26 protein-coding genes and 1 pseudogene are annotated in these 24,409 nt (G+C 59.5%); 6 read left to right on the top strand and 21 right to left on the bottom strand.

Annotated features, from left to right (window positions below; translation table 11 throughout):
• Window positions 1-3: 3 nt before the first annotated feature.
• The 5 genes from AADW22_RS02145 to pip form a co-directional block, all read right to left on the bottom strand.
• Window positions 4-624, bottom strand: coding sequence for an RNA-binding protein (locus tag AADW22_RS02145; protein WP_005850857.1), 621 nt, complete (start codon window positions 622-624; stop codon window positions 4-6).
• Between the two features lie 22 nt (window positions 625-646).
• The gene (nusA, locus tag AADW22_RS02140) at window positions 647-2,275 is read right to left on the bottom strand and encodes a transcription termination factor NusA (protein ID WP_005850855.1); all 1,629 of its coding nucleotides are present in this window, start codon (window positions 2,273-2,275) and stop codon (window positions 647-649) included.
• On the bottom strand, window positions 2,276-2,854 hold the full coding sequence (rimP, locus tag AADW22_RS02135; protein ID WP_005850854.1) for a ribosome maturation factor RimP: 579 nt from the start codon (window positions 2,852-2,854) through the stop codon (window positions 2,276-2,278). It lies immediately after the preceding gene.
• A 162-nt stretch (window positions 2,855-3,016) separates the two neighbouring features.
• The gene (locus AADW22_RS02130; RefSeq protein ID WP_009825747.1) at window positions 3,017-3,865 is read right to left on the bottom strand and encodes an ABC transporter substrate-binding protein; all 849 of its coding nucleotides are present in this window, start codon (window positions 3,863-3,865) and stop codon (window positions 3,017-3,019) included.
• On the bottom strand, window positions 3,862-4,833 hold the full coding sequence (gene pip, locus AADW22_RS02125) for a prolyl aminopeptidase (protein ID WP_304950063.1): 972 nt from the start codon (window positions 4,831-4,833) through the stop codon (window positions 3,862-3,864). Before pip ends, AADW22_RS02130 begins: the two co-directional genes overlap by 4 nt.
• 48 nt (window positions 4,834-4,881) lie before the next feature.
• On the opposite strand from pip, the gene ubiG reads away from it, so the two are divergent.
• Window positions 4,882-5,628, top strand: coding sequence for a bifunctional 2-polyprenyl-6-hydroxyphenol methylase/3-demethylubiquinol 3-O-methyltransferase UbiG (ubiG, locus tag AADW22_RS02120; RefSeq protein WP_348001093.1), 747 nt, complete (start codon window positions 4,882-4,884; stop codon window positions 5,626-5,628).
• A 12-nt stretch (window positions 5,629-5,640) separates the two neighbouring features.
• On the opposite strand, the gene AADW22_RS02115 is transcribed toward ubiG, so the two are convergent.
• From AADW22_RS02115 to AADW22_RS02100, 4 genes are read right to left on the bottom strand one after another with little or no spacing between them, the layout of a single operon-like run.
• Window positions 5,641-6,078 (bottom strand): MarR family winged helix-turn-helix transcriptional regulator, encoded by a 438-nt coding sequence (locus tag AADW22_RS02115; RefSeq protein ID WP_005850847.1) that lies wholly within the window; start codon window positions 6,076-6,078, stop codon window positions 5,641-5,643.
• Window positions 6,079-6,087: 9 nt separating this feature from the next.
• On the bottom strand, window positions 6,088-6,918 hold the full coding sequence (locus AADW22_RS02110; RefSeq protein ID WP_407474152.1) for a carbon-nitrogen hydrolase family protein: 831 nt from the start codon (window positions 6,916-6,918) through the stop codon (window positions 6,088-6,090).
• Entirely contained in the window at window positions 6,918-7,175 is a 258-nt protein-coding gene (gene grxC / locus AADW22_RS02105; protein ID WP_005850844.1) for a glutaredoxin 3, read from the bottom strand. Before grxC ends, AADW22_RS02110 begins: the two co-directional genes overlap by 1 nt.
• Window positions 7,176-7,211: 36 nt before the next feature.
• Window positions 7,212-7,940, bottom strand: coding sequence for a ComF family protein (locus AADW22_RS02100; RefSeq protein ID WP_184583722.1), 729 nt, complete (start codon window positions 7,938-7,940; stop codon window positions 7,212-7,214).
• Between the two features lie 17 nt (window positions 7,941-7,957).
• Here AADW22_RS02100 and AADW22_RS02095 point away from each other — a divergent pair, with 17 nt between their 5' ends.
• Together AADW22_RS02095 and hemH are read left to right on the top strand one after the other, a co-directional pair.
• Window positions 7,958-8,776: an SAM-dependent methyltransferase gene (locus AADW22_RS02095; protein ID WP_407474151.1), complete on the top strand. Its 819-nt coding sequence runs from the start codon at window positions 7,958-7,960 to the stop codon at window positions 8,774-8,776.
• A gap of 52 nt (window positions 8,777-8,828) precedes the next feature.
• On the top strand, window positions 8,829-9,875 hold the full coding sequence (hemH, locus tag AADW22_RS02090) for a ferrochelatase (protein WP_407474150.1): 1,047 nt from the start codon (window positions 8,829-8,831) through the stop codon (window positions 9,873-9,875).
• A gap of 149 nt (window positions 9,876-10,024) precedes the next feature.
• On the opposite strand, the gene AADW22_RS02085 is transcribed toward hemH, so the two are convergent.
• Window positions 10,025-10,207, bottom strand: coding sequence for a hypothetical protein (locus AADW22_RS02085; RefSeq protein WP_005850832.1), 183 nt, complete (start codon window positions 10,205-10,207; stop codon window positions 10,025-10,027).
• 140 nt (window positions 10,208-10,347) lie between these two features.
• Entirely contained in the window at window positions 10,348-10,953 is a 606-nt protein-coding gene (locus AADW22_RS02080; protein ID WP_037942384.1) for a L,D-transpeptidase, read from the bottom strand.
• Between the two features lie 171 nt (window positions 10,954-11,124).
• Between AADW22_RS02080 and AADW22_RS02075 the strand changes: the two genes are divergently transcribed.
• Window positions 11,125-11,634: a CAP domain-containing protein gene (locus tag AADW22_RS02075; RefSeq protein WP_005850828.1), complete on the top strand. Its 510-nt coding sequence runs from the start codon at window positions 11,125-11,127 to the stop codon at window positions 11,632-11,634.
• A 32-nt stretch (window positions 11,635-11,666) separates the two neighbouring features.
• Here AADW22_RS02075 and AADW22_RS02070 read toward each other — a convergent pair whose 3' ends face one another.
• The 8 genes from AADW22_RS02070 to AADW22_RS02035 form a co-directional block, all read right to left on the bottom strand.
• A complete protein-coding gene (locus AADW22_RS02070; protein ID WP_005850826.1) occupies window positions 11,667-12,164 on the bottom strand; it encodes a murein L,D-transpeptidase family protein in 498 nt (165 codons plus the stop codon).
• Between the two features lie 84 nt (window positions 12,165-12,248).
• A complete protein-coding gene (locus tag AADW22_RS02065) occupies window positions 12,249-13,040 on the bottom strand; it encodes an ion transporter (RefSeq protein WP_005850824.1) in 792 nt (263 codons plus the stop codon).
• A 9-nt stretch (window positions 13,041-13,049) separates the two neighbouring features.
• On the bottom strand, window positions 13,050-14,288 hold the full coding sequence (locus tag AADW22_RS02060) for a class I SAM-dependent RNA methyltransferase (RefSeq protein ID WP_005850822.1): 1,239 nt from the start codon (window positions 14,286-14,288) through the stop codon (window positions 13,050-13,052).
• 38 nt (window positions 14,289-14,326) lie between these two features.
• The gene (locus AADW22_RS02055; RefSeq protein WP_407474149.1) at window positions 14,327-16,153 is read right to left on the bottom strand and encodes an ABC transporter ATP-binding protein; all 1,827 of its coding nucleotides are present in this window, start codon (window positions 16,151-16,153) and stop codon (window positions 14,327-14,329) included.
• Window positions 16,153-17,994: an ABC transporter ATP-binding protein gene (locus AADW22_RS02050; RefSeq protein ID WP_407474148.1), complete on the bottom strand. Its 1,842-nt coding sequence runs from the start codon at window positions 17,992-17,994 to the stop codon at window positions 16,153-16,155. Before AADW22_RS02050 ends, AADW22_RS02055 begins: the two co-directional genes overlap by 1 nt.
• Window positions 17,995-18,063: 69 nt before the next feature.
• Window positions 18,064-19,248, bottom strand: a complete 1,185-nt coding sequence (locus AADW22_RS02045; RefSeq protein ID WP_407474147.1) for a CCA tRNA nucleotidyltransferase — start codon at window positions 19,246-19,248, stop codon at window positions 18,064-18,066.
• Window positions 19,227-19,823, bottom strand: coding sequence for a CoA pyrophosphatase (locus AADW22_RS02040; protein WP_304950054.1), 597 nt, complete (start codon window positions 19,821-19,823; stop codon window positions 19,227-19,229). The genes AADW22_RS02045 and AADW22_RS02040 overlap by 22 nt, the downstream gene beginning before the upstream one ends.
• Entirely contained in the window at window positions 19,813-20,799 is a 987-nt protein-coding gene (locus tag AADW22_RS02035; protein ID WP_064217215.1) for an Hsp33 family molecular chaperone HslO, read from the bottom strand. Before AADW22_RS02035 ends, AADW22_RS02040 begins: the two co-directional genes overlap by 11 nt.
• A gap of 78 nt (window positions 20,800-20,877) precedes the next feature.
• Here AADW22_RS02035 and AADW22_RS02030 point away from each other — a divergent pair, with 78 nt between their 5' ends.
• Window positions 20,878-21,324, top strand: coding sequence for an NUDIX hydrolase (locus tag AADW22_RS02030; protein ID WP_407474146.1), 447 nt, complete (start codon window positions 20,878-20,880; stop codon window positions 21,322-21,324).
• 11 nt (window positions 21,325-21,335) lie between these two features.
• On the opposite strand, the pseudogene AADW22_RS02025 reads toward AADW22_RS02030, so the two are convergent.
• Window positions 21,336-22,472: pseudogene (locus tag AADW22_RS02025) on the bottom strand (SpoIIE family protein phosphatase); the annotation flags it as partial.
• Window positions 22,473-22,484: 12 nt separating this feature from the next.
• Between AADW22_RS02025 and AADW22_RS02020 the strand changes: the two are divergent.
• Window positions 22,485-23,093: an Hpt domain-containing protein gene (locus AADW22_RS02020; protein WP_407474145.1), complete on the top strand. Its 609-nt coding sequence runs from the start codon at window positions 22,485-22,487 to the stop codon at window positions 23,091-23,093.
• On the opposite strand, the gene ilvA is transcribed toward AADW22_RS02020, so the two are convergent.
• Window positions 23,056-24,288 carry a threonine ammonia-lyase IlvA gene (ilvA, locus tag AADW22_RS02015; protein ID WP_407474568.1) on the bottom strand — a complete coding sequence of 411 codons (1,233 nt, stop codon included), beginning with the start codon at window positions 24,286-24,288 and terminating at the stop codon, window positions 23,056-23,058. The genes AADW22_RS02020 and ilvA overlap by 38 nt on opposite strands.
• Window positions 24,289-24,409 lie beyond the last annotated feature (121 nt).

The raw sequence follows: 24,409 nt of genomic DNA, 5'->3' as shown, positions 1-24,409 counted from the left end.
CGTCTATCCTTTCGGGTGACCGTTGCCACCCTCGTTTATGCGCACGCCTTTTAACCGCTGAGCCTCCTCTACAACACGAGAGGTAAGACCACCAGAGGCGAGCGCCCCATGTATCACAGTTTGGCGTCCGAAAGCCAAACCCAATTCGTCTGCCGTCAGCCAGCCAATGTAATGGCCGTAATGCGGCGTGCTTAGTTTCGATTTGCCGCGGCCCGATCCATCTACTGCCTGGATCAACACTTCGGCTTCTTCCATTTGCAGCCAACCTTTGACTTTTTCGTAGCCCGCAACGGCCTTGCCCGCCTTGCGTTGCAACGAAATCAGGTCAACCACACGGCGGACAAGTTGCTTTTCAACTTCATCCACCAAATCATCCGCAACCTTGACAGGTTGCTTGGCCGAGCGGGCGAACAGACCCTTCTTGGCCGCTTTTTCCAACGCGGCCCGATCCGCTGACACATACATCCCCCGACCGGGCAGTTTCCCCATGATATCCGGGAAAACATGCATGTCGGGACCAATGACAAAGCGGATCAGCCCGTTTTTGGGCTGCGCCTCGCCAGTGGCGATACACTTTCGTTCGGGACCGTCTTGCCGGTCTTTAGAAACGCCACCACGTGTCATATCGTTCCCCAAGGCCCCGCGATCAGGCCTCGGCCTCCTCGTCCGTGTCGATGTCGGCATCGAACTCTTCGTCGACATCATCCGCTTCAAGCTCGGCAGGATCGACCCAGCCCAGCAGGACGCGCGCGGTCATGATCAGCTTTTGCGCATCTTCCAGCGACAGATCGAAAGGTTCAAGTGTCCCTTCATCCTTGGTGCGTTCGCCATTCACGGTAGTCCAGCCGCCGGCCAGCTCCCAATCCGCGCAAGTCGCGAAATCTTCGAGCGTTTTTACGTCGTCTTTGGCCAGTGCCTCAATCATTTGGGGTGTCAGACCGTCGAATTCAATAAGCGTGTCGTCCACACCCAAGGCGCGCGCCGCATCAAGCGCCGCTTTGTTCTGCGCTTCGATCACGTCACGGGCGCGGGCTTGCAGTTCGCTTGCGGTGTCTTCGTCAACACCGTCGATGACCAGCAGCTCGTCCACTTCGACATAGGCGACTTCTTCAAGGTTGGTGAACCCTTCGGAGACCAGAAGCTGGGCAAAGAATTCGTCCAGATCCAGATTGTCCATGAACAGCTTGGTGCGCAGTTCGAACTCTGCCTGACGGCGCTGGCTCTCTTGCTCTTCGGTCATGATGTCGATGTCCAGACCGGTCAGCTGCGACGCCAGACGCACGTTCTGACCACGACGGCCAATCGCCAACGACAGTTGTTCTTCGGGAACGACGACTTCGATTTTGCCGGCTTCCTCGTCCAGAACAACCTTGGAGACTTCAGCAGGCTGAAGCGCGTTCACAAGGAACGTCGGCTGGTCTTCGTTCCACGGGATAATGTCGATCTTTTCGCCCTGAAGCTCGTTCACAACGGCCTGAACACGGCTGCCGCGCATACCAACGCAGGCCCCCACAGGGTCGATGGAGCCATCATAAGAGATGACAGCGATTTTCGCGCGCGAACCGGGGTCGCGGGCAACGGCCTTGATCTCGATGATGCCGTCGTAGATCTCCGGCACTTCCATCTTGAACAGCTCGGCCATGAATTCGGGCGCGGTGCGGCTCAGGAAAATCTGCGGGCCCCGCTGTTCGCGACGCACATCCTTGATGTACACGCGGATACGGTCATTCGGGCGATAGCTTTCGCGGCCGATTTTCTCGTTGCGACGCAGGATCGCTTCGCCAGCGCCCACATCGACGATAACGTTGCCATATTCCTCGCGCTTGACCAGACCGTTGATGATAGTACCGGCGCGGTCTTTGAATTCTTCGTACTGGCGGTCACGCTCGGCTTCGCGGACCTTCTGCAAGATCACCTGCTTGGCGGATTGCGCGGCGATACGGCCCATTTCAACCGGTGGGACTTCTTCGCTGAATTCCTGGCCGACTTCGGGGTTCGCCATATACTGTTTGGCCTGCTCTACCGTGAACTCCGCCTGATAGTTCTCAAGCTCGTCATCGGCCACAACCGTACGCACACGGGTAAAGGTCGCGCGACCGGTCTTGCGGTCGATGGAAACGCGAATGTCCATCTCTGCGCCGTAGCGCGACTTCGCCGCCCGAGCGAGCGATTCTTCCATCGCTTCAACCACGAGATTGGGGTCGATCATCTTTTCGCGGGCCACAGCCTCGGCGGTTTGCAGCAGTTCCAGCTGGTTGGCAGATGTAATGGCCATTTAGTCGTCTCCCTCGGTGGACCCTTCGGTCTCGATGTCATCGAATTTGGTTTCGTCAATCGCACCGGACGCTTTGCGTTGGCGCAGCATTTCTTTGATCAGATCGTCGGTCAGAACCAGTTTGGCGTCGGTCAGCCAATCGAACTTGAGCCCGATGGTGCCTTCCTCGACGTTGATCAGCACCTCGTCATCCTCGACGCCTGCCAGCTCGCCCTTGAAGCGGCGGCGGCCGTCGATCAGTTCGCCGGTCTCGATCTTGGCTTCATAGCCCTCGAACATCTCGAAATCCTTGAGCCGCGTCAGCGGGCGGTCGATGCCGGGGCTCGACACTTCAAGGGTGTATTCATCAAGGATCGGATCCTCGACATCCATGACAGCGCTGATGGATTGGCTGATCAGGGCCAGCTCGTCCACCTCGATACCGCCATCGGGACGGTCTGCCATCACCTGCAACGTCGTCGACTTGCCCGACATCAGGCGAACGCGCACCAGTTCAAACCCCATATCCTCGATCACCGGTGTGATGATCTCGGCCATGCGGCGATCAATGGCTGCTTTTGCAATCAGGTCGTTGTTCATAATCTCACTATCATCCTGCAGTTTCGAGCAGGCACAAAAAAACGGGCGCGCGGCCCGTGTTCAAGATCGGTGGAGCCTCAGGTGTGGACCCCGATGCGCCGCTGTTGAGACGTCATATACGCCTGTATATGTGAAACTGCAAGCCCCGTGTGCCTGCCCTGCTTAAGCCAGCCACCAGCGTTCGGCGGCGCGCAGGTTGTCCAGCGGGCGATGCTGGCCGGTGCGCAGGGGCATGGCGATGCTGCGTGACACCGCATGGGTCACCCCGCGTGCATGGGGCAGCAAGGCAATATCATCATAGGATTGAAGGGCTTCGCCATCATTCAGGTCTGCCGCTTCGACCAGATATTCAGCCATTGCCTGCGCACGAACCTGCTGCGCGGGAATGGACACCAGTTCAACCGTATCGAACCAGCCGGCGCTGCGCCCTTTGTAGTGATCTGCCACACGTTCGGCCAAAACCTGCTGACCCGGCGTAAATCTTCGCAGACGGTACAGGCCGGTGCCAATGCCGTCGTCCATCGCGTGGGCGGCGCGGATCACATGACGCGGGTCCGCCAGCGTAAAGGGCAAGTCCATCGCGGGCGCATCCATCGTGATGCGCAGCTGATGGGGGCCCGTCGCCTCTACCACACCGTCCAGCGCGAGGGACGCGACAACATCGCGCGCGGTCATGGGGCGTTGATCGTGAAACAATACATCCTTGCGCAGATCGACCAGCCAGACGCGCCCGTCGGCGCTGCCCTGCCAGGCTGTTGCCAGCTCTCCGCGCAGGGTGCCGTCAGCGGCGATTTCGGTCAGCGTATCAAAGATCAGCCCCTGCCGCGCCACCTGCATGAACAGGCCATCGCCCTGCCCCCAAGTATCGCTGCGCGCCGCCCCCGACAGCGCCATACGCAACCGCCCGCCCGCTTTGGGCATGGAGGCCGCAGACACCCCTGTCGCCGCCAACAAGGCCGCCGCAGCACCCGAGGCAAATAAAGCACGGCGATCCATCAAAGAGCGGGTCATTGCGTGGCAATCCTGTCCATCGTGCGCACCAGTTCGGCGCTGATGCCGGGTTCAGACAGCGCGTGACCGGCATTGCGCACCATCTTCAGCTCGGCATTGGGCCAAGCCTGCGCCAGTTCATACGCGCTGGAGGGGGGGCAAATCATATCGTAGCGGCCTTGCACAATCACGCCGGGGATATGGGCAATGCGGTCCACATGCGCAAGGATCTGGCCGTCAAACTCAAGAAATCCGGCGTTGGTGAAATAGTGATTCTCAAGCCGGGCGAAGGTGCGCGAATATTCCCCCGGACCCTCATACGACCCGCCCGACGCGTGGATCGAGGCCAGCGCGTTTTCCCACGCGGCCCAGGCCTTGCCGTATTTCACCTCGGTCATGCGGTCGCCACAGAACAGCCGGCGGTGGTAGGCCGCGATCAGATCGCCGTGCTCGGCTTCGGGGATCAGGCCGGTAAACCGCGCCCAAAGATCGGGCCAGAACTTGCCGGCGCCGCCGCCATAGAACCAGTCAAGCTCTGCCTGCGTCATCATGAAAACGCCGCGCAGGATGATGTTGCGCACCCTCTCGGGGTGGGTTTCGGCATAGATCAACGCCAGCGTCGCGCCCCAGCTGCCACCAAAAGCGATCCATTTCTCGATGCCAAGCGCTTTGCGGATGCGTTCGATATCCGCGACCAGATCCCATGTGGTGTTATTGAGGACCGACGCAAAAGGCTTGGACCGCCCGCACCCGCGCTGGTCAAACAGGATCACGTGATATTTTGCCGGATCGAAATAGCGCCGCATCGACGGGCTGCACCCGCCGCCGGGGCCGCCATGCAGGACCACCACGGGGATGCCATCGGGGTTGCCGCATTGTTCGACATAGATCGAATGACCATCGCCCACATCCATCATCCGCTGATCGAAGGGATCGATCGGCGGGTGAAGATATTGCACTGCGCGCTTTTGGTCCGGGATTTTGTCCATTACAGCCCTATATAGTCATTGGACCCAAAAGAGCACAGAGAGATCAGAATGCAAGCGCCTCAAAGCACTGTTGACCCCGCCGAGATCGAAAAGTTTCAGGCCATGGCCGCCGAATGGTGGGACGAGAACGGCAAGTTCAAGCCGCTGCATATGCTCAATCCCTGCCGTCTGGATTACATCACCTCCCAAATCGCCGGAGAGTTCGACCGTGACCTGAAATCGCCCGAACCGTTTCGCGGGCTGCGGATTCTGGACATCGGTTGCGGCGGCGGGCTGCTGTCGGAACCGATGGCGCGTTTGGGTGCGACCGTGGTCGGTGCCGATGCCGCATCAGGCAACATCCCCGTCGCGCAGGTCCATGCGCAGCAATCGGGGCTCGAGATCGACTACCGCCACACCACCGCCGAGGCGCTGGCCGAAGCGGGGGAACAATTCGACGTGGTGCTGAACATGGAAGTGGTCGAACATGTCGCCTCTCCCATCGATTATCTGATCGCATGCCGCACCCTGCTGAAACCCGGCGGGCTGCACATCTGTTCGACGCTGAACCGCAACCCCAAGTCTTTCATGATGGCGATTGTCGGGGCAGAGCACGTGATGCGCTGGCTGCCCAAGGGCACCCATGAATGGTCGAAATTCATCACGCCGGATGAACTCTTTGACCTGCTGCACAAGGCTGGCCTGACGGCGGTGGATCGCAAAGGGTTCGTGTTCAACCCGATCACATGGTCGTGGCGTCTGTCGGACCGTGACCTGAGCGTGAACTACGTCACCGCCAGCCTGAAGCCAGAGTGACCCAAACCGGCGTCAGCCTTCCAGCTGGCGCCGCAGGGCGCGCAGGGTATCGAGCGTGGCACGCACCTGCGCCTCGCCCAGATCATCGGCCACGTCATTGATCAACGGCGAGATTTGCCGGATCGCATGATCCCGCGCGTTGCGCCCTGCGGGGCTGATCGCCACCATCTTGCGCCGCGCATCGTCCCAATCGGGGCGGATATGCACATAGCCCGCCCAGACCAGTTTATTCAGCGTGTTCGTCATCGCGCCACGGGTGACATTAAACGTCTCGGCCAGCTGCGCGGGGGTCTTTTCGCCGTCATGCCAGGCCAGATTGTTCAGCACCGAAAAATGCGAAATCTCCATACCTTTGGGCAGCGCCCGGGTCAGCCGGTTGCGCATCCGTTGATCAGCCGACAGCAATTCGCTGATCAACGTGATCGCAAGTGAGTTTCGATTTTCCGTCATAAGCCGTTACTAAGGTGCCTTGAAATCCCGCCGGTTGGCAAGACTGGGTACGCGGGTACGTGCCTCTTGTACACGCGCCATGTCCAGCGTGAACGGATAAATGCCCGGCGCGGTGCCTGCATCCAGCAGCACCTCGCCCCACGGGGCAACAACCAGCGAATGGCCGTAGGTGTCGCGAGTCTTGTGGCTGTCGCTGGCATGGGTGCCTGTCTGCGCGGGGGCTAACACGAAACACCCTGTCTCGATCGCGCGGGCTCGCAGCAGCATGTGCCAATGCGCGGCACCGGTCACAGGCGAAAACGCGGCGGGCATAGTCAGGATCGTGGCCCCCGCATCCGCCAGCGCCTGATAGAGCTTGGGGAAACGCACGTCATAGCAGATGCTCATCCCGACTTTGGCAAAGGGCGTCTGCGCCACAACCGCCTGATCGCCGGGGCGGTAGCCTGCCGATTCGCGGTAGCTTTCGCCTGCGTCGATATCCACGTCGAACATATGGATCTTGTCGTAGCGGGCTTTGATCTGCCCCTGCGGATCAATCAGGAACGACCGGTTGGCAAAGCGCCCGTCCGCATCCCGCGTTTTCAGCCCAAGCGATCCGATCAGCAGCCAGATGCCCGCCTCTTGCGCCACATCCCGCAAGGCGGCGAGGGTGATGTCATCGTCTTCGTGCTGCAAAACGCTGCGCTGGTGGTCGCGGCTGGTCGAGACGCAGTTCGTGACCTCGGGCGTGAGGACAAACGCCGCCCCCTGCGCCGCAGCATCGCGCACCATCTCTACCGTGCCCGCCAGATTGCGGGCCGGTGTATCGCTAACGTTCAGCTGGATCAGCGCCGCCTGCATCAGGAGGCCAACAAAGCGTCCAGCTTGCCCGCTCGCTCAAGCGCGTAAAGGTCGTCACAGCCGCCGACATGGGTGTCGCCGATAAAGATCTGCGGCACGGTGCGCCCGCCATTGGCACGTTCGATCATCTCGGACTTACGCTCTGGCTGGGCAAGCACGTCGACCTCGGCAAAGCTCACGCCTTTTTCATTCAGCAGACGTTTGGCGGCATGGCAAAAGCCGCACAGCGGGGAGGTATAGATCTCAACAGGTTGCATGTTGATGTCCTTTCAACAAATGGGTTGGATCAAGACTTAAGTATCTTTTACCACTCTTGCCAGTGTCACGACGCAGATTGGCCCTGCGCGTGCCTCCAGACAGGCCCGCGCCGATGCCTGTAATGTCGCCCCCGATGTCATCACGTCATCCACCAGCAGCACCGGACGGCCACGCAGCAGGTCGGCGCGGCGGGGATGGGCGGTGATCGCACCATCCAGATGGGCAAAGCGTTCACGACGTCCCTTCCCCTCTAGCGCGGCGGTGCGTCGGACGCGGCGCAGCGCGTCGGGGCACCACCCAAGCTTGTGTTCACGGGCAAGCGCACGGGCCAGCAGGGCCGATTGGTTGAACCGCCGCTTCCACAGCCGCGCGTAATGCAGCGGCACGGGCACCACCAAAGTGTCAGGCGTGACGAAGGGCGCGATCACCTGCGCCATCCAGTGTCCTGCGGGTTTGGCGATGTCCTGACGGTCGCCGTGTTTCAGCGCCAGCACCAGTCGGCGGCCGGTATCTCGGTACAAAAGGGCTGCGCGCCCGTGGTCCCACGGCGGCGGCGCGGCAAGGCACGCGTCGCAGCGCACGTCTGTCTCGGACAGATCGCCCAGCAAGGGAATACCGCAGGTTTCGCAGACCACGCCTTCAATGAACCCCGTGTCGCGCCAGCACGGACCGCACAGCCCCCCATGTGCAGCCACCCACGCCCCGCACGCCAGACAGGACGGCGGGTAAATCAGCGCAACAGCGGTTTGTAACTGGTCTCGCATGATCTTATTATCCTTTCATGAACGCTTCACACACCCTGACCGATCGCGCGGCGCTGACCCGCAACCGCCGCCGCGCCACCGATGACGCCCTGTTCCTGCACCGCGCCGCGCTTGAAGAGGTCGATGATCGGCTGTCGCTGGTTAACAGAACCTTTACGTCAGCAGCGATTGTCACCGGCTTCCCGCAGGTCTGGGGCGCGCTGCACCCCTCCGCGACGCTGGTGGAGGACACCGATACGCTTGCGCTGACCCAGGGCGCGCATGATCTGGTGGTCCATGCGATGGGGATGCATTGGGCGAATGATCCGGTGGGTCAAATCATCCAGTCGCGCCGTGCCCTGCAACCCGACGGGCTGTTCCTAAGCGTCGGTTTCGGCGGGCAGACCCTGCACGAGCTGCGCGCCTGTCTGGGTCAGGCCGAGGCGTCGATCACCGGCGGGCTGTCGCCGCGGATCGCCCCTATGGCCGAGTTGCGTGATATCGGCGGGCTGCTGCAACGGGCGGGGCTTGCGCTGCCGGTGGCGGATTCCGTGACGCTGACGACAGAATACAGCGATATCTGGCACCTGATGCGCGACCTGCGCGCCATGGGAGAGGCCAACGCCCTGACCAGCCGCCTGCGCCGCCCCAGTGGCCGCGCGCTCTTTGACGCGGCGGGGCAGCTTTACCGCGACCACTACGCCACGCCAGAGGGGCGCATCAAAGCAAGCTTTGAGCTGGTCTTTCTGGCGGGCTGGGCACCGGCGGACAGCCAGCCCAAACCCCTGCGACCCGGCTCTGCGCAGCAGCGCTTGGCCGATGCGCTGGCCACGGCGGAAACGCCGCTGCGCGATTGACGCGCGACCATAACCGTTTATCTCAGCGCTAAACGCAGAAAAGGAATGCCAGATGACGCAGCAGCGCCCAGCCCATGCACAACCTGACCACCCCACCGTGCCCGCCCCCAAGGTGGGTATCCTGCTGGCGAACCTCGGCACGCCGGACAACTATGATTACTGGTCAATGCGCCGTTATCTGTCGGAATTTCTGTCGGATCGCCGCGTGATCGACTATAGCCCGTGGAAATGGCAGCCGCTGCTTCAGCTGGTGATCCTGTCGAAACGCCCCTTCACCAGCGGTGCCGCGTATAAGTCGATCTGGAACCACGAGGCGGGGGAAAGCCCGCTGATGACCATCACCAAACAACAAACCGCGAAGATAAAAGACGCGATGCAGGCGCGGTATGGTGACGCAGTCATGGTCGATTACTGCATGCGCTACGGCAACCCGTCGACCCAATCCAAGGTGGCGGCGATGACCGCTGCGGGCTGCCAGAAGATCCTGTTCTTCCCGCTGTACCCGCAATACGCCGGTGCCACCTCTGCCACCGCGAATGACGCGTTTTTCGCCGCGCTCGCCAAAGAGAAATGGCAGCCCGCCGCACGCACGGTTGAACCCTATTTCGACCGCCCCGATTATATCGAAGCGCTCGCCACCTCGATCGAGAAGGCCTACGCCAAGATGGAGACAAAGCCCGACAAGCTGCTGTGTTCCTATCACGGTGTCCCGCTGCGCTATTTGATGGAGGGCGATCCCTATCACTGCCAATGCCAGAAAACGACGCGCCTGCTGAAGGAACGGCTGGGCTGGAACGACACCCAGATCATGACGACCTTCCAGTCGAAATTCGGCCCCGAAGAATGGTTGCAGCCCTATACGGTGGAAGAGGTCGCGCGGCAGGCCGAAGCCGGCAACAAGAAGATCGCGGTCTGTGCCCCTGCCTTTTCAGCCGATTGCATCGAAACGCTGGAAGAGATCAACGAAGAGATCAAGGAAAGCTTTGAACACGCGGGCGGGGAGGAGTTTCACTATATCCCCTGCCTCAATGACGACGACTTGCACATCAAGGCGCTGTCCAATGTGATCGAGGAAAACCTGCAAGGCTGGGTCGACTAATCCCCCGCGCCGCTTGGACCTGAAAACAATGAAAGCGCCTGTGGCTACAGGCGCTTTTCTTTTGTCCGCTTGTCATCTGATGCCAAACGGCAGACATAAAAAAAGGCGGTGTAGAACACCGCCTTTTTCTAACTGAAACTTCGACCGAATTAGTCGGAAGCAACTGCAGCAGCAACAACGGCCAGCAGCAGCAGAGGAATCAGGATGCCCGAGGAAGAAGAGGTGGACTCTTCAACGATGACGGGTGCTTCGATGATTGGCTCTGCCAGCGAACCAGCAAATGCATTCGATGCAGCAGCTGTCAGAGCAGCGGCGAGAACGAGTTTCTTCATAACATAACCTCCAGAAAAGGCGTACTTCACAGTGTGATAGCACGCGCCCAAGACTTACCTCGTAAAACTTTCTAAACAGCATCAGCGGGTAATTGCAAACCCGGATTCAGCTTTTGAGCACCACAATCGCTAAAAAGTTGTCAAATAAGCAACACTTGGGTGCCGACGTTCGCCATGCCAAAAAGTTCAGCAATATGTTCATTGTACAGGCCAATGCACCCATTCGACGAACGACGCCCGATCTTGCGTGTGTCATGCGTGCCATGGATACGGTAGTACGTCCAGCTCAGGTACAGCGCGTGGGTGCCCAAGGGGTTGTCAGGGCCCGGCCCGATCACCGCTGGCCACTCTGGGTTGCGTTCCAGCATCGACGGGGTCGGACGCCATGTGGGGCCGACGACCTTCTGGATCACGCTGGTACGCCCACGGCGGGTCAGTTCCTCGGTCAGCGGTACGCTTGAGGGGTACAGCTTGTAGATCGACTGATCCTCAGACCAGTAATGCACCGCGCGGCTGTCGATATCGACAAGAATGGCCCCGTTCTTGGTGTCGCTGAAGTAAGGCTGCCAATCCAGCGTGCGGAAGCTGGAGGTGTTGCGACGCACCGTCTCGGTCAGATCACGCTCCGTCTCCGTCGTCGCTTCGCTGTTGACGCTGCTTTGCGCCAGCGCGGGCGTTGCCAGCATCGCGGCGCTGCCAGCAAGGAAAGCACGGCGCGACGAAAGGGTAAATTTCTTATCAGACATCAGATGTCTCCTGAAGGTAGTTACAACCTAGTATAATACTGTCGTATATGGCTCGAAAGTCGCAGTTTCAAATCAAACAAGCGTTAACAGGCGCGCTCACGCTCATGTGCGTTTGATCTGCAACGCATCAAGCTGTATGGCACGACAAACCCAATTGCGTGGAGCTGCGCCATGATCCGTCTGTTTTCAATCCTTATTTCCCTGACCGTGGCGCTGGCGGCCTGTACCCCTGCACCGACCCCGCTTGCATCCGACGGTCGCCCCGGCCCTACCGTCTATAAGATCGGGCGCAATGATACCGGCAAGCTGCAGTTCCGCATGCTCGATTCCGTGAACGCGCTGCGCGGTGCCTCCGGTCTGGCACCCGTTCAACTGGACGCGCAACTGAACGCCGCCGCCGCGACCCATTCTCGGGATATGGCGGTGCAGAACCGCCCCTGGCACTTCGGGTCTGACGGGTCGTCCCCTGTCGATCGTATCCAACGTGTAGGATACACTGGCGCGCTGGTCGGCGAAGTCATCTCGGAAACCTACGAGACTGAGCTCGAAACACTTGCCGCGTGGATGGAGAAGCCGGACACCCGCCGCATCATCATGTCGAAGGACGCTTTGAACATGGGCTTTTCCTGGCACCAGGAAAACAACGGCAAGATCTGGTGGACCATGGTGATGGGGAAGTGACCGCCAAGGTCACCCCCGCTTTTAACTAGATATCAGGGGTTCAGTGCGATGGGGGTGTTATCCCCGACCATCGCATAGATCTCCTCCATCTCGTCGTTCGAGACAGAGATACATCCCCACGTCCAATCTGTGCGATTCTTGTCCTTGGCGGTCTTTTGACCGTGGATAAAGATATCGCCACCGGGGCTTTTGCCCAAAGCTTCCGCGCGGGCGCGGTCCATTTCATTGGGGTAGTTGATGCCGATCGACAGGTGGAACCGGCTGTTCGGATTGCGCCGGTCGATCATATAGATCCCTTCGGGCGTGCGTCCGTCACCTTCGTACACCTTGTGACCCACAGGCGCGAACCCCAGTTTGATATCGTATGATTCCAGCACCTTGTCATGGTGCATCAGATACATCCGGCGGTCGCCCTTGTTGACGATCACATAGGTGACCTGCGGCCCGTTGTACCGTTTGAATTTACTGCTGCTGCAGGCCCCAAGCGCGACCAGCGCGGTGCCACCCAGAATCAGGTTTCTGCGTTTCATGTTCACTATGCCTCGTTCCGCGACCTTTTCGGCCTTATGTGGATGCCCTATCATGTAGCAAATATCGATGCGGTCAAAAAGCCGTTACTGTCGGCTATGCTCTGCCAGCTTCTTTTCGATCGCTTCCAGCTTTTCCATCACCTCAAGCCGGTAGGCATCGGTGCGCACGGTCTCTTCCTCGTTATGCGCGTCCTGCATCGAGTTCACGATCAGACCCACCAGCAAGTTCACCACGGCGAAGGTCGTGACCAGAATAAACGGCACGAAGAAGACCCAGGCATACGGGTAGACCTCCATCACCGGGCGGACGATCCCCATCGACCAGCTTTCCAGCGTCATGATCTGAAACAGGCTATAGGCGCTGGCGGGCAATGACCCGAACCATTCGGGGAACTGGTCGCTGAACAATTTGGTCGCGATCACGGACCCGATGTAAAAGATGATCGTCATCAGCAGGAACACCGACCCCATACCGGGCAACGCGGTGATAAACCCTTCGACGACGCGGCGCAGACGCGGGGCGACGGACAGCACCCGCAAAACCCGCAGGATACGCAGCGCCCGCAAGACAGACAGCCCCTGCACCGCGGGCACCAGCGCGATGGCAACGACCGTAAAGTCAAAGACGTTCCAGCCGTTGCGGAAGAACCCGACCCCGCGCGCGATAATCTTGAGCGTGATCTCGGCGATGAAAATGAACAGGCAGACGCGATCAAGAAACAGGATCAGCGTGCCGTATTTCTCCATCAGGGCGGGGGCTGTCTCCATCCCCAGCAGGGCGGCGTTGAACACGATCACACCGATGATGAAATTGCTGACGGCCCGCCCTTCGACCCATCTTCCCAGACGTTCCCGCATGTTTACCGTGCCCACCATAGATCTGCGTTATTTACGTTTGCGTTGTACTTCCGGCGCAGTGAACTGCGCTGCCAGCTCCACATGGGAGGACCAGCGGAATTGATCAACGACTTGCACCCAATTCAACGTATAACCGGCGGCAATCAGCACGGCGGCGTCCCGCGCGAAGGTGACGGGGTTACACGACACATAGGCCAGCACCGGCGGCATCGCTTTGACGATCTCGGCGATCTGGGCCTCGGCCCCCGCGCGCGGCGGGTCGATGACCACGGCGTCGGTCTTGGCCAGCTCGTCCGGCAGCAAGGGGCGGCGGAACAGGTCGCGCGCCTCTGTCGTGACGGGTTTGAGCCCCGTCGACATGCGCCACCCGTGATCCAGCGCGGCGGTCATGGCGGCGTCACCTTCGACGGCGTGTACCTCTGCCTGATCGGCCAGGGGCAGGCTGAACGTGCCGCAGCCCGCAAACAGGTCAATCACATGGCGCGCCTCACCGACAGCCTCGCGCACGGCGGTGACAAGCGCCGCCTCTCCGTGCGGAGTGGCTTGCAGGAAGGCACCGGGCGGAGGTGTCACCTTGGCCGCACCGAAACGCTGTACGGGTGGCGTGCGCATTGCGATCACCTCGCCGTCCCAGGTCAGCCGCGCCAGCCCCAGACTGTCGCACAGATGCGCCAGCTCTTGCCGCAAGGGGCCATCCAGCTCTTTCCCGTTCTGGACCGAGATATCGAGCCCCCCGCGCGACGCGGTCACCGTCACAGCAAGAGCAGCCTTGCGGCTGGTGCCGATCACGGCAAGCTTTTCGGCAATCGGCAGCGCGCCCATCACCGCAGGGTCCAGCAACTGACACCCGGGAATTTCGATCACCACATCAGACCCGCGCCCGTGGAAACCGGCCATCGCGCCCTTTTTGGTGCGTTTCGCCGCAAAGGTGGCCCGACGGCGCGATTGCGCGGGCGAGGTTTGCAGTGGCTTGAAAACAGTCTCTATCCCGTGGGCATCCAGCGACGCCTTGACCACGCCCAGCTTGAAATCCGCGACGTAATCATCCGACGCATGCTGCAACTGGCAGCCGCCACAGGCCTTGAAGTGGCGACACGGCGCCGACACCCGGTTCTCTGACGGGGTGACGATACGGATGTCGGTCAGGGTCTGACCGTCAGGCGTGCCTGTCACCACCTCGCCCGGCAGGGTCATAGGGGCAAATAAAGGGCCGGGCGCAATGCCGTCGCCCAAGTGGCCAAGTCGCTGGATTGTATATTCTGTCATGCGCAGGGCTTACCGCGAAGCCGGGCGCAGCAAAAGCCTTATTCTGCGGCCTTCATATCCAAAAACCCGCCCGACTGCCGCCGCCAGTAGCGGGCATAAAGCCCGTCTTTGGCAAGCAGGGCCTCATGGGTGCCGATCTCTACGATCCGGCCCGCGTCCATCACGGCGATGCGGTCCATCTCGGTCAGGGTCGACAGACGGTGGGCGATGGCCATCACGGTCTTGCCCTCCATCACGCGGGTCAGCGCGCTTTGGATCGCGGCTTCGACCTCGCTATCCAGCGCGCTTGTCGCTTCGTCCAATATCAGGATCGGCGCGTCCTTGAGGATCGCGCGGGCCAGCGCAATACGCTGACGTTGCCCGCCCGACAGCTTCACCCCCCGTTCCCCCAGATGCGCGTCATAGCCGCTGCGGCCCGTGTGGTCCTGCATCTTCTCGATGAACTCATGCGCCTCGGCCTTACGTGCGGCGGCGATGACCTCTGCCTTTGTCGCGTCGGGCTTGCCATAGCGGATGTTGTCGAACGCCGACCGGTTGAACATCGCCGTCTCCTGCGTGACCATCCCGATCTGACGCCGCAAGCTTTGCTTGGTCACACCCGAGACATCCTGCCCATCAATCGAAATGTGACCCTGTTCCGCCGTATAGAGCCGCAACAAAAGCGACACCAACGTCGATTTCCCCGCCCCCGATGCGCCGACGATGCCCAGCTTCTCTCCCGGTTTGATCGATAGGCTCAGCTCTTCGATACCGCCCGTATCGCGGCCATAGGTAAAGCGCAGCCCGTCAAAGCGGATCGCCCCTTCGCGCACCTCCAGCTCTGCCGCGCCGTCTATATCGCGCAGCTGCTGCGGCGCGGCCAGCGTGCGCATCCCGTCTTCGACCTCGCCCACATTCGCATAAAGCGCCATCAGCGTGAAACTGACCCAGCCCGTCATCTGCGCCAGCCGAAGCGACACCGCCCCCGTCGCCGCAATATCACCCGCCGTCACCAGACCCAGCGACCAGTACCAAAGCGCACCCCCCACCAGCAGCACCGGCAAAAATCCCGCAATCGTCATCAGCCAGAACCGGAAAGAGACACTCACCCGCCCGAAATCGAGGCTCGTATCCAGAAACTTGCGCATCGCCCCCAAGGCGGCGCGGTCCTCGTGATCGGCATGGGCGAAGAGCTTTACGGTTTTGATGTTGGTGATCGTATCGACCACCTGCCCCGTCACCATCGCGCGCGCCCCTGCCCGCGCTTTGGAATGTTTGCGGACCCGTGGCATGAAGTGGCGGATCAGGAAGACATAGCCCACCATCCAAAACACCAGCCCCGCAGCGATGCGCCAATCCACGGTTCCAAGCAGCATCACCGCGCCGACAAAGGACGCGGCGGCGAAGAGCACCGTATGCAGCACCTCGGTCACGACATCGGTCAGCGCGCGGCTGGTCTGCATTTCCTTCTGCGAAATCCGGCCCGCGAAATCATTGTCGAAAAACGTGACTGCCTGCCCCAGCGTGTAGCGATGCAAGCGCGACAGCACGAGGTTGAACACATTCGGCGCGACCACGATCGACTGCATATACGAACTGACACCAAACAGCGCCGGACGCAGCAGCAAAAAGAACGCCAGTCCCGCCAAGAGCAGCCCCGTATGATCCGAGAATACGGCCCCCGCCTCGGCGGCAAGCGCCGCATCCACAACCCACCCAAGGACCAGGGCGGCCATCACCTCTATCACGCCGGCGAAAATCGACAGCACCCCGGCGACGCCAAGCGCAGGGCCGCTGCCCTTCAATGCCCAACGAAAAAAGGCCGCCAGACGGCGCGGCGGCTCTGTCGTGGCGGGGGAAAACGGGTCGATCCATGTCAAAGGCATTACGATGTCGGCTCTTCTGTGCGAAGGAACCCGCCGGATTGCCGGTTCCAGAAATCTGCATATAGCCCGCCTTGCGCCAAAAGCACCTCATGCGTGCCTTCTTCGACGATACGGCCCCCGTCCATGACCAGAATACGGTCCATTTCAGCGATGGTGGACAGGCGATGCGCAATGGCGATGACGGTCTTGCCCTCCATCATGCCGTACAGGGTCTGCTGGATCGCGGCTTCTACCTCGCTATCAAGCGCGCTCGTCGCTTCGTCCAGCAAAAGGATCGGCGCGTTCTTGAGGATGACCCGTGCCAGCGCGATGCGTTGCCGCTGCCCGCCTGACAGTTTCACCCCCCGCTCGCCAACCTGCGCGTCATAGCCGGACCGCCCGCCCTGATCGTTCAACTCCTGAATAAAATCATGCGCTTGGGCCTGTTTCGCTGCGGCAATCACCTCCGCCTCCGTCGCGGTGGGACGCCCGTAAAGGATATTCTCGCGGATCGATCGATGCAGCAAGGCATTGTCCTGCTGCACCATCCCGATCGCCTGCCGCAGGCTGTCCTGCCGGACGGTGGTGATATCCTGCCCGTCAATCAGAATGCGTCCGCCTTCGGGGTCGTAAAACCGCAGCAACAGCTTGACCAAGGTCGATTTGCCCGCGCCCGACCGCCCGATCAGGCCGATCTTTTCCCCCGGCTGCACGGTGATATCCACGTGATCCAACCCGCCCGAACCACGGCCATAATGATGGGTCAGCCCGCGCATCTCCACCCGCCCGTCGGTCAGGGCCAGCGGCTTGGCATCGCTGTCGTCAACCAAGGTGATTGGCTGCGCAATCGTTTCAAGCCCCTCGGCCACGACGCCAAGCTGCTGGAAGAACGTCGAAAGCGCCCACATGATCCAGGCGGTCATGGAGTTCAACCGCAGTGTCAGCGCCGTCGCGGCCGTCACCACGCCCACCGTCGCATTGCCGGTTGACCAAAGATAGAACGCCCAGCCTACAACCCCGACGATTAACAAACCGTTCAAGCTGACCAGACAGATATCCATGATGGTGAATATCCGCATTTCCTTTTGAAAAGTGACGCGCGCCTTCTCGATGGCGCCCTTGGCATATTCAATCTCGCGGTCATGGTGCGCAAACATCTTGACCGAATGAATGTTGCTGTAACTGTCGACCACGCGGCCCGTCACCTCTGACCGCGCATCTGACGCGGCCTGCGACGCGACCGCCACACGCTTGATCGTCCATTGGGTCAGCACAGCATAAAGCGCGAACCACGCGACCAAGGGGATCAGCAGTTGCCAGTCCGACGTGGTTAACAAAATCGCTGCGCCGATGAGATAGGCCAGTGCATATGAAATCGCGTCAAAGACCTGAAACACGACCTCCCCCGCAGCGGGGGGCGTTTGCATGATGCGGTTGGCGATGCGCCCGGCAAAGTCATCCTCGAACCAGCCGACCGATTGCCGTAGCACCTGCCGGTGTCCGCGCCACCGGAAAAGTGTGCCGTAATTTGGCAACACAGCGTTGTTCAAGAGTAACACATGGACCGCCTGCACAGCAGGCCGCGCGATCAGGATAAGCAGCGCGACGACGATAAACTCCGTCCCATAGCTACGCCATACCTCGGCCGGGCTGCCGTCCATCAGATCGACAAGACGGCCCATATAGTAGATCAAGCCGATCTCGATCGCCGCGACCACAACGGAAAGCACACCCGTGACCCAGAACACCGTTTTGAACGGCGCGCTGTAGTTGCGGAAAAAGGGCCACAGCCGCGTGGGCGGCGTGTCTTGCTCGGCGTAGTCCGCATAGGGATCGACAAGATTTTCGAAAAATCGAAACATAATTCACCTGTAGGGCGCGTGTTCACCGCCACTATAGAAAGAGCCGCGCCGAAAAGACCACAGGTTGCGTCAGCTTTCTGGCGTGTCCAACAAACTGTCGCGCGTCGCCGCAAACCCCGAAGCGATCCAGAGCGCCCTAAGCTCGGCCAGCCGCCTGCCCAAAGCAGGGCCGGTGTATTCCGGCATCAAATCAGCAGCTTGCACGGGAAATACGGCAGCTTCGGCCTGCGCGATACGATCAAGCACAGCCGCATCGGGTGGCGTTTCAGACAGGCAGGCGCGCAGCACAACAACCGCGCGCGCCATATCGCCGCCGTCGATATGGGCAATCGCGGCCACCGTCTCTGAGCCATATGCCGCCTCTTTCAGCCGATGCAGGTGTTTCGCGTCTGCCTTGCTCAACCTCAGGCGCTGGTCGATATCCTCACCGCCAAGCGCTGCCAGCCGCGTTCGCCAGTCCACAGACATCTGCAACAGCTGTTCGAAATGCACGACCATCCCGAGCCAGCGGTCATCGCTCCCCGGCAGAATTGTCCCCAAAACGCCGGTTTGGCGCATCGCCGCGACCGCTGGCGCAGGGTCCGGCGCGGTTAACAGCTTCGTAAGCTCTGCTCCGATCCGCTCCGCCGACAGGCTTTCCAACCCGTCGGTATGCGCTGCAATCGCGGCCAAAGCCTCCGGATCGAAGCCCTCGACCGGGTCCGCATACCACGCGCAAAACCGGAAATAGCGCAAGGTGCGCAGGTAATCTTCGCGGATACGTTGGGCGGCATCCTCGATAAACCTCACCCGCCGCGCGCGCAAATCAACAAGACCTTCAAGCGGGTCGATCACCCGCCCCTGCGCATCTGCGTAAAGCGCGTTCATCGTAAAATCTCGGCGCAACGCATCGTCGAGGATACTGTCCGAAAAAGCGACAACCGCACGTCGCCCGTCCGTTTCCACGTCCCGGCGGAAGGTTGTCACCTCGAACCCCTTACCGCCGCTGACCACGGTGACAGTTCCATGTTCCACGCCCGTCGGTACGGCGTTCAGCCCAGCGCGCGCGGCAAGAGCCATGACACGTTCGGGCAATGCATTGGTCGACATGTCGACATCGCTATCCGCCACGCCCAAAAGCGCGTTCCGCACACAGCCCCCGACAAAATAGATCGCATGCCCGCCGTCCGCCACCGCATCGCATACGGCTTGGGCATCGGGGTCGGAAAGCCAGCGCGTGCTGGCGGGAAGGGTCACATCATTCGTTCTGTCCATGCCCGCAACATACGCGCGGTTGCCCCCCAAATGTAATAGGGACCATAAGGAACCGTGTAATAATACCGTCGCTGCCCCTGCCACCGGCGCGACTGGACCACGTAATTTTCGGCGTTGAGCACATGATCAAGTGGAACGGTAAAGACTTCCTCAACTTCGCCGGGCTCGGGGATAATTTCGAAGTCTTCTTTCACGAAGGCAATGACGGGCGTCACCAGAAAGTTGGTAACTGTCTCATGTGCGGGCAGCGTACCCAAAACGTCGACCAGATCCGAGGGCAGGCCGATTTCCTCCCGCGCCTCGCGTAGGGCTGCGGCAACAACATCTGCATCACCGCCATCCTGCTTGCCGCCCGGGAAGGCGATTTGCCCCGGATGGTGCTTTAGTGCGGACGACCGTTTGGTCAGGATAAGTTCCAACCGCCCGCCCCGTTCAACGATCGGGGCCAAAACGCCAGCTGGCCGCAATGTCCGGTTCGCCGGTGGCGTAGACCCTTTGTTAAGGTCAAAATCGGAAGACGTGACACCAGTTTGCGCCAGCGCCTTCCGAAAATGGGCGAGCTGATCAGCTGCCACTGTTGTCTTCTGCCTCGAACCCGACTGTTTTCGGGTCCAGATCATAATGCGCGCCACAGAACTGGCAGTCGGCCGTGACGCGGCCGTCGTCTGTCGTCATCGTTTCGATATCCCCCGCCGAATAGATCGACAGGCTTTGCCGCACACGATCTTCGGAGCAGGTGCAGCCAAAACGGACCGCCTGCGCGTCGAATACTCGGGGCATCTCCTCGTGAAACAGACGTTTCAAAAGATCTGTCGGCGGCAGGCTCGGCCCAATCAGTTCAAGCTCGTCTACCGTATCCAGCAAGACATTGACGCGGCGCCAGTTATCCCCCTCTTCACCGTCGACCAGATCAGTGGCTTGCAGCACCTCGCCGCTGCCTTCCCCTTGCGCGGCAAAGGGCGAGGCTTTGGGCATATGTTGCAGCATAACACCGCCGGCGCGCCAATGCTCATCCTCCCCCGGGGAGGTGGATTTGCCAAAGCTCAGCTCAAACCGTGTGGGCAGCTGTTCGGACTGCGCGAAATACGCCTCTGCACATTCGGACAGCGATTTACCGGTAAGCGGCGTAATCCCCTGATAGGGGGTCATCCCGTTGCCCTGATCGATCATAATAGCAAAATACCCCTCGCCCACTTGATCAAAGGCCGGCCCATCGGTGATCCGGTCGGCGTCATAGCTGGCGTAGGCACGGATGCGCGCGGGTTCACCATCCTCCGTCGGGCCGTAGTAATCTGTCGCAATCATGCGCACGGGCCCTTTGGATTGGACCTGCAGCTGCAATTTCCAGCGCAGCTTAATGGTTTGCCCGATCAGCGCCGTAAGCAAAGCCATTTCGGCGACCAACGCCTCTACCTTTTCGGGATAGTCATGCTGACGCAAAATCCCTTCCAGCACGCCATCCAGACGCGCGACGCGCCCCCGAATATCAGAGGCATCGAGTTGAAAGGGTAGAACGGTGTCGTCCCACGCGATTTTGTTTCCTTGGGTCATTTGACTTTCCTTACCGGCAGACGGTTGGCATACCGCGTCTATATAAGGGCAACAAGCCGTGCGAAAAGGGGGAGTCATATGATGCGACGCGTTGGGGAACCGCCCATTCCGGGAAAAACATACACGTCGCGCCCCGGAGCCTATGCGATTTTGCCCCTCAAGGGCCGCTTTTTGATGACCGCCCAGCTTAGGCCACATGTTGATATTCAGTTGCCAGGCGGTGGCATTGACCCCGGTGAATCGCCTCTCCAAACGCTCCACCGCGAGGTGATAGAAGAGATTGGCTGGACCATTGCGCGCCCCCGCCGGTTGGGGGCATTCCGGCGATACGTCTATATGCCGGAGTATGACATCTGGGCCGAGAAAATTTGCCATGTCTATGTCGCCCATCCCGTCCGTCATATTGCCCCCCCGATAGAGCCTGACCACGCAACAGTTGTTCTGTCGGGGGAAGAGGCCGTTTCGGTGCTAGGCAACGATGGGGATCGGCACTTTCTTGAACGGTTTCTGGCGGCAAGGTCCTGAAATTCGAAGCAGATGCCGGAAACATCATCAGGAAAGTCAGCCGTCCCCGCATGATCTTCTAGCCGCGACGTGAGCGCGTCAAAGAAAAGCGGCCCCCTGATGGGGTGCAGATCATGTAGAACCTGATTTAAACCATTATCGTCCAGCATTTGCCCAATCGGGTCAGGACATTCCGTCACCCCGTCGGAAAGCACGATCAGGCGGTCGCCAGGGTAAAGCTGGCTCGCGACTGTTTCATATTGCGCATCGGCAATCAGCCCTACGGGGAGCCCGCCTCTCCCAAAGTTTTCCAACCTGCTGTTGCGTCTCTGAATGAAAGGGTGCGGGTGGCCGGCCTGGGTTGCCCTGATCCTGCCGGTATCAAGTTCAATTTCCGCCAAGAAAAGTGTGAAATACTGCTCCGATTCCATGTCAGAGAGCACTAGGCTGTTCAGCTCGGCGATTACTTGGTCGGGCGGGCGCATTTTATACGTCCCGTCAGATTGGCGTGCCAATGCCAGGTTTTGCTCAGGTGCAACGGCGGAAAATATACCGGCCAATCGGGCGGCCATCAGAGCCGAGCTCACCCCGTGACCGGACACATCTAGCCCGTAGATCCCGATGCTATTTCCCGCTGTGAAATATCCCACCAGATCGCCCCCTACATGCCCGCTAGACCTGAGCATCAAAGACACGGCACCCGCATCGAAGGCGCAAAACGGTTCCTGCAAAAGGGATTTCTGAAACTTTCGCGCCTCGTCTAGGTCCCGATCCAATGCGTCATGTACGTGTTGCAACGCGTCCAGAGCTTCAGTAATGACACGGTTTTTCGACGATAATTCACGCTGCATCGTCAAAATGCGTTCGCCGGCCATAATTCGCGCGCGTAGCTCGTCAACGTTGACTGGCTTGCTGACAAAATCGTCCGCACCGCTGTCCAACCCTTTAACCACCTCGGATTTATCAGATTTTGCCGTCAGTAAAATGAAGTACCCGTAGCTGCCCTTCGAAAGTTTGCGAAACGCCTCGCAAAATTTTAGCCCCGACATACCCGGCATAATCCAATCGCTGATGATCAGATCCGGTAGATTTTGTTCGCAGACTGCCAATGCTTCTTCAGCAGAGGCCGCTTCCTGCACATCGAATCCCCATCGCGACAGTGTCGCCATCAAGATTCGCCGTTGCAGCGCGCTATCGTCGACAACCATAGCTGTTTTGATCGCGCGAAACCGCTGCGGCGTCTTTGGTCGGGCAATTTTTTCAATCTTGTTCTGCAACATACACAAGCTTTCGACAACTTCACCCCGAGCCTAGCCAACGACAGATTAAGATTCGGTGAAGCCCAAAAGTTTTTAAGTGATGATCGCCCTGCACGTTTTGTTAAGAATTTTGCCCCACATTGGCCGGAGAAAGAGGGCGAATCAGTGATTGACTGGGAACAGGTCGCGACCTTGAAAACCGCTGTTGGGCGCGACGACTTCAGCACAATTATGTGCGTGTTTTTTAAGGAGGTGGAAGAAGCCAATGCTCAGCTAACGATGGGCATAACGACCGATCAGTTTCGCGACATACTTCACTTCGTGAAGGGCAGCGCATTAAGCGTGGGGTTTGTCGAATTATCAGAACAATGCGCGCAGGCCGAAAGCAATTTTGCCGACAGCCATCAAATCACATCTATTCGGAAGGAGATAATTTCCAGCTATGAAAAATCGAAAGAACATTTCCTATCAAACACGGGGACCTGCAGTGCGCCTATAGAACAAATTGAGCCAAGGTTTCGTCATTCGTGATGTCCGTGTAGGTAAACCCTGCGTCCTTCAGTTGCGCCAAGAACGGCCCAAAACTGCCAGGGCTGCGTGTTTCAATTCCGATCAGGACAGAGCCGAAGTTTCGCGCAGACTTCTTCAGGTATTCAAACCGACAGATGTCATCGTCCGGGCCGAGAATGCTCAAGAATTCTTTCAGCGCACCAGGGCGCTGCGGCATCCGCAGAATAAAATATTTCTTGACGCCGGAGTACCGCTGCGCACGCTCTTTCACCTCTGGCAGACGCTCAAAATCGAAGTTTCCGCCGGATGCTACGCATACAACGGTCTTGCCCTTGATCTGGTCAGCTACTTCGCCCAGCGCCTCAATAGAAAGGGCACCAGCAGGTTCTAACACGATGCCTTCAACATTCAGCATTTCGATGATCGTGACGCAGATGCGGTCTTCGGCCAGATGTATCACATCACTCTCTGCGACACGATCCAACCGTGCAAAGTTACGTTGGCCAATTTTTGCGACCGCGGCCCCATCGACGAAACTATTGATAGGAGACACATCCACCGGTGCACCCGCGACCAAAGCTTTGGCCAAACTAGGGGCCCCTTCAGGTTCAACAAAGCTATACCGGCACGCATTTTGAAAATAGCTGTAAACGCCGGACGAAAGACCGCCGCCACCAACGGGAAGCAGAATGTGGTCGGGCACGCGCCCTAACTGCTCCTCTATTTCAACCGCAACGGAGGCTTGCCCCTCAATGACATCTTCATCATCGAAAGGAGACAGAAAATGCGCACCCTCTTCCACGCAATACTGCTGCGCCGCGGCGAGCGTTTTATCAAAGTAGTCGCCGATCAAGCGAACCTCGACCTGAAGCCCACCGAACATCTTGGTTTTCTGAATTTTCTGTTGAGGCGTCGTGACGGGCATGAAAATCACACCTTTCACACCGAAATGACTGCACATAAATGCAACACCTTGGGCGTGGTTGCCCGCGCTTGCACAAACGAAAACAGACTTCTCGGGGATCACTTTGCGCATCGCGTTGAACGCTCCGCGCAACTTATATGATCTAACGGGGCTTAGGTCTTCGCGTTTCAACCATATGTCAGCGTCATATTTTTCTGACAGATGTTCGTTGCGCATCAAGGGGGTGGCGGGAAACACCTCTCGCATCTGTTGCGCTGCGCTGCGTGCTGCAGTTTTAAACATATCTGTCATCTCATCGACCTTCCCGTTGAATACTTGTCGATACGATTCCCAGGTGACGCGGTCAACGCAGCCTTCAATCTTGCTCACGCCTTGAAAAACAGGTACTTCGCGGTGCAAACCGAAAAGGAAA

Origin of the sequence: Sulfitobacter sp. PM12 (genome assembly GCF_045586035.1) — a bacterium.
Classification (GTDB): Bacteria; Pseudomonadota; Alphaproteobacteria; order Rhodobacterales; family Rhodobacteraceae; genus Sulfitobacter; species Sulfitobacter pontiacus.
The sequence above is the reverse complement of the archived record's forward strand: the minus strand, read 5'-3'. Positions and strand labels throughout refer to the sequence as shown.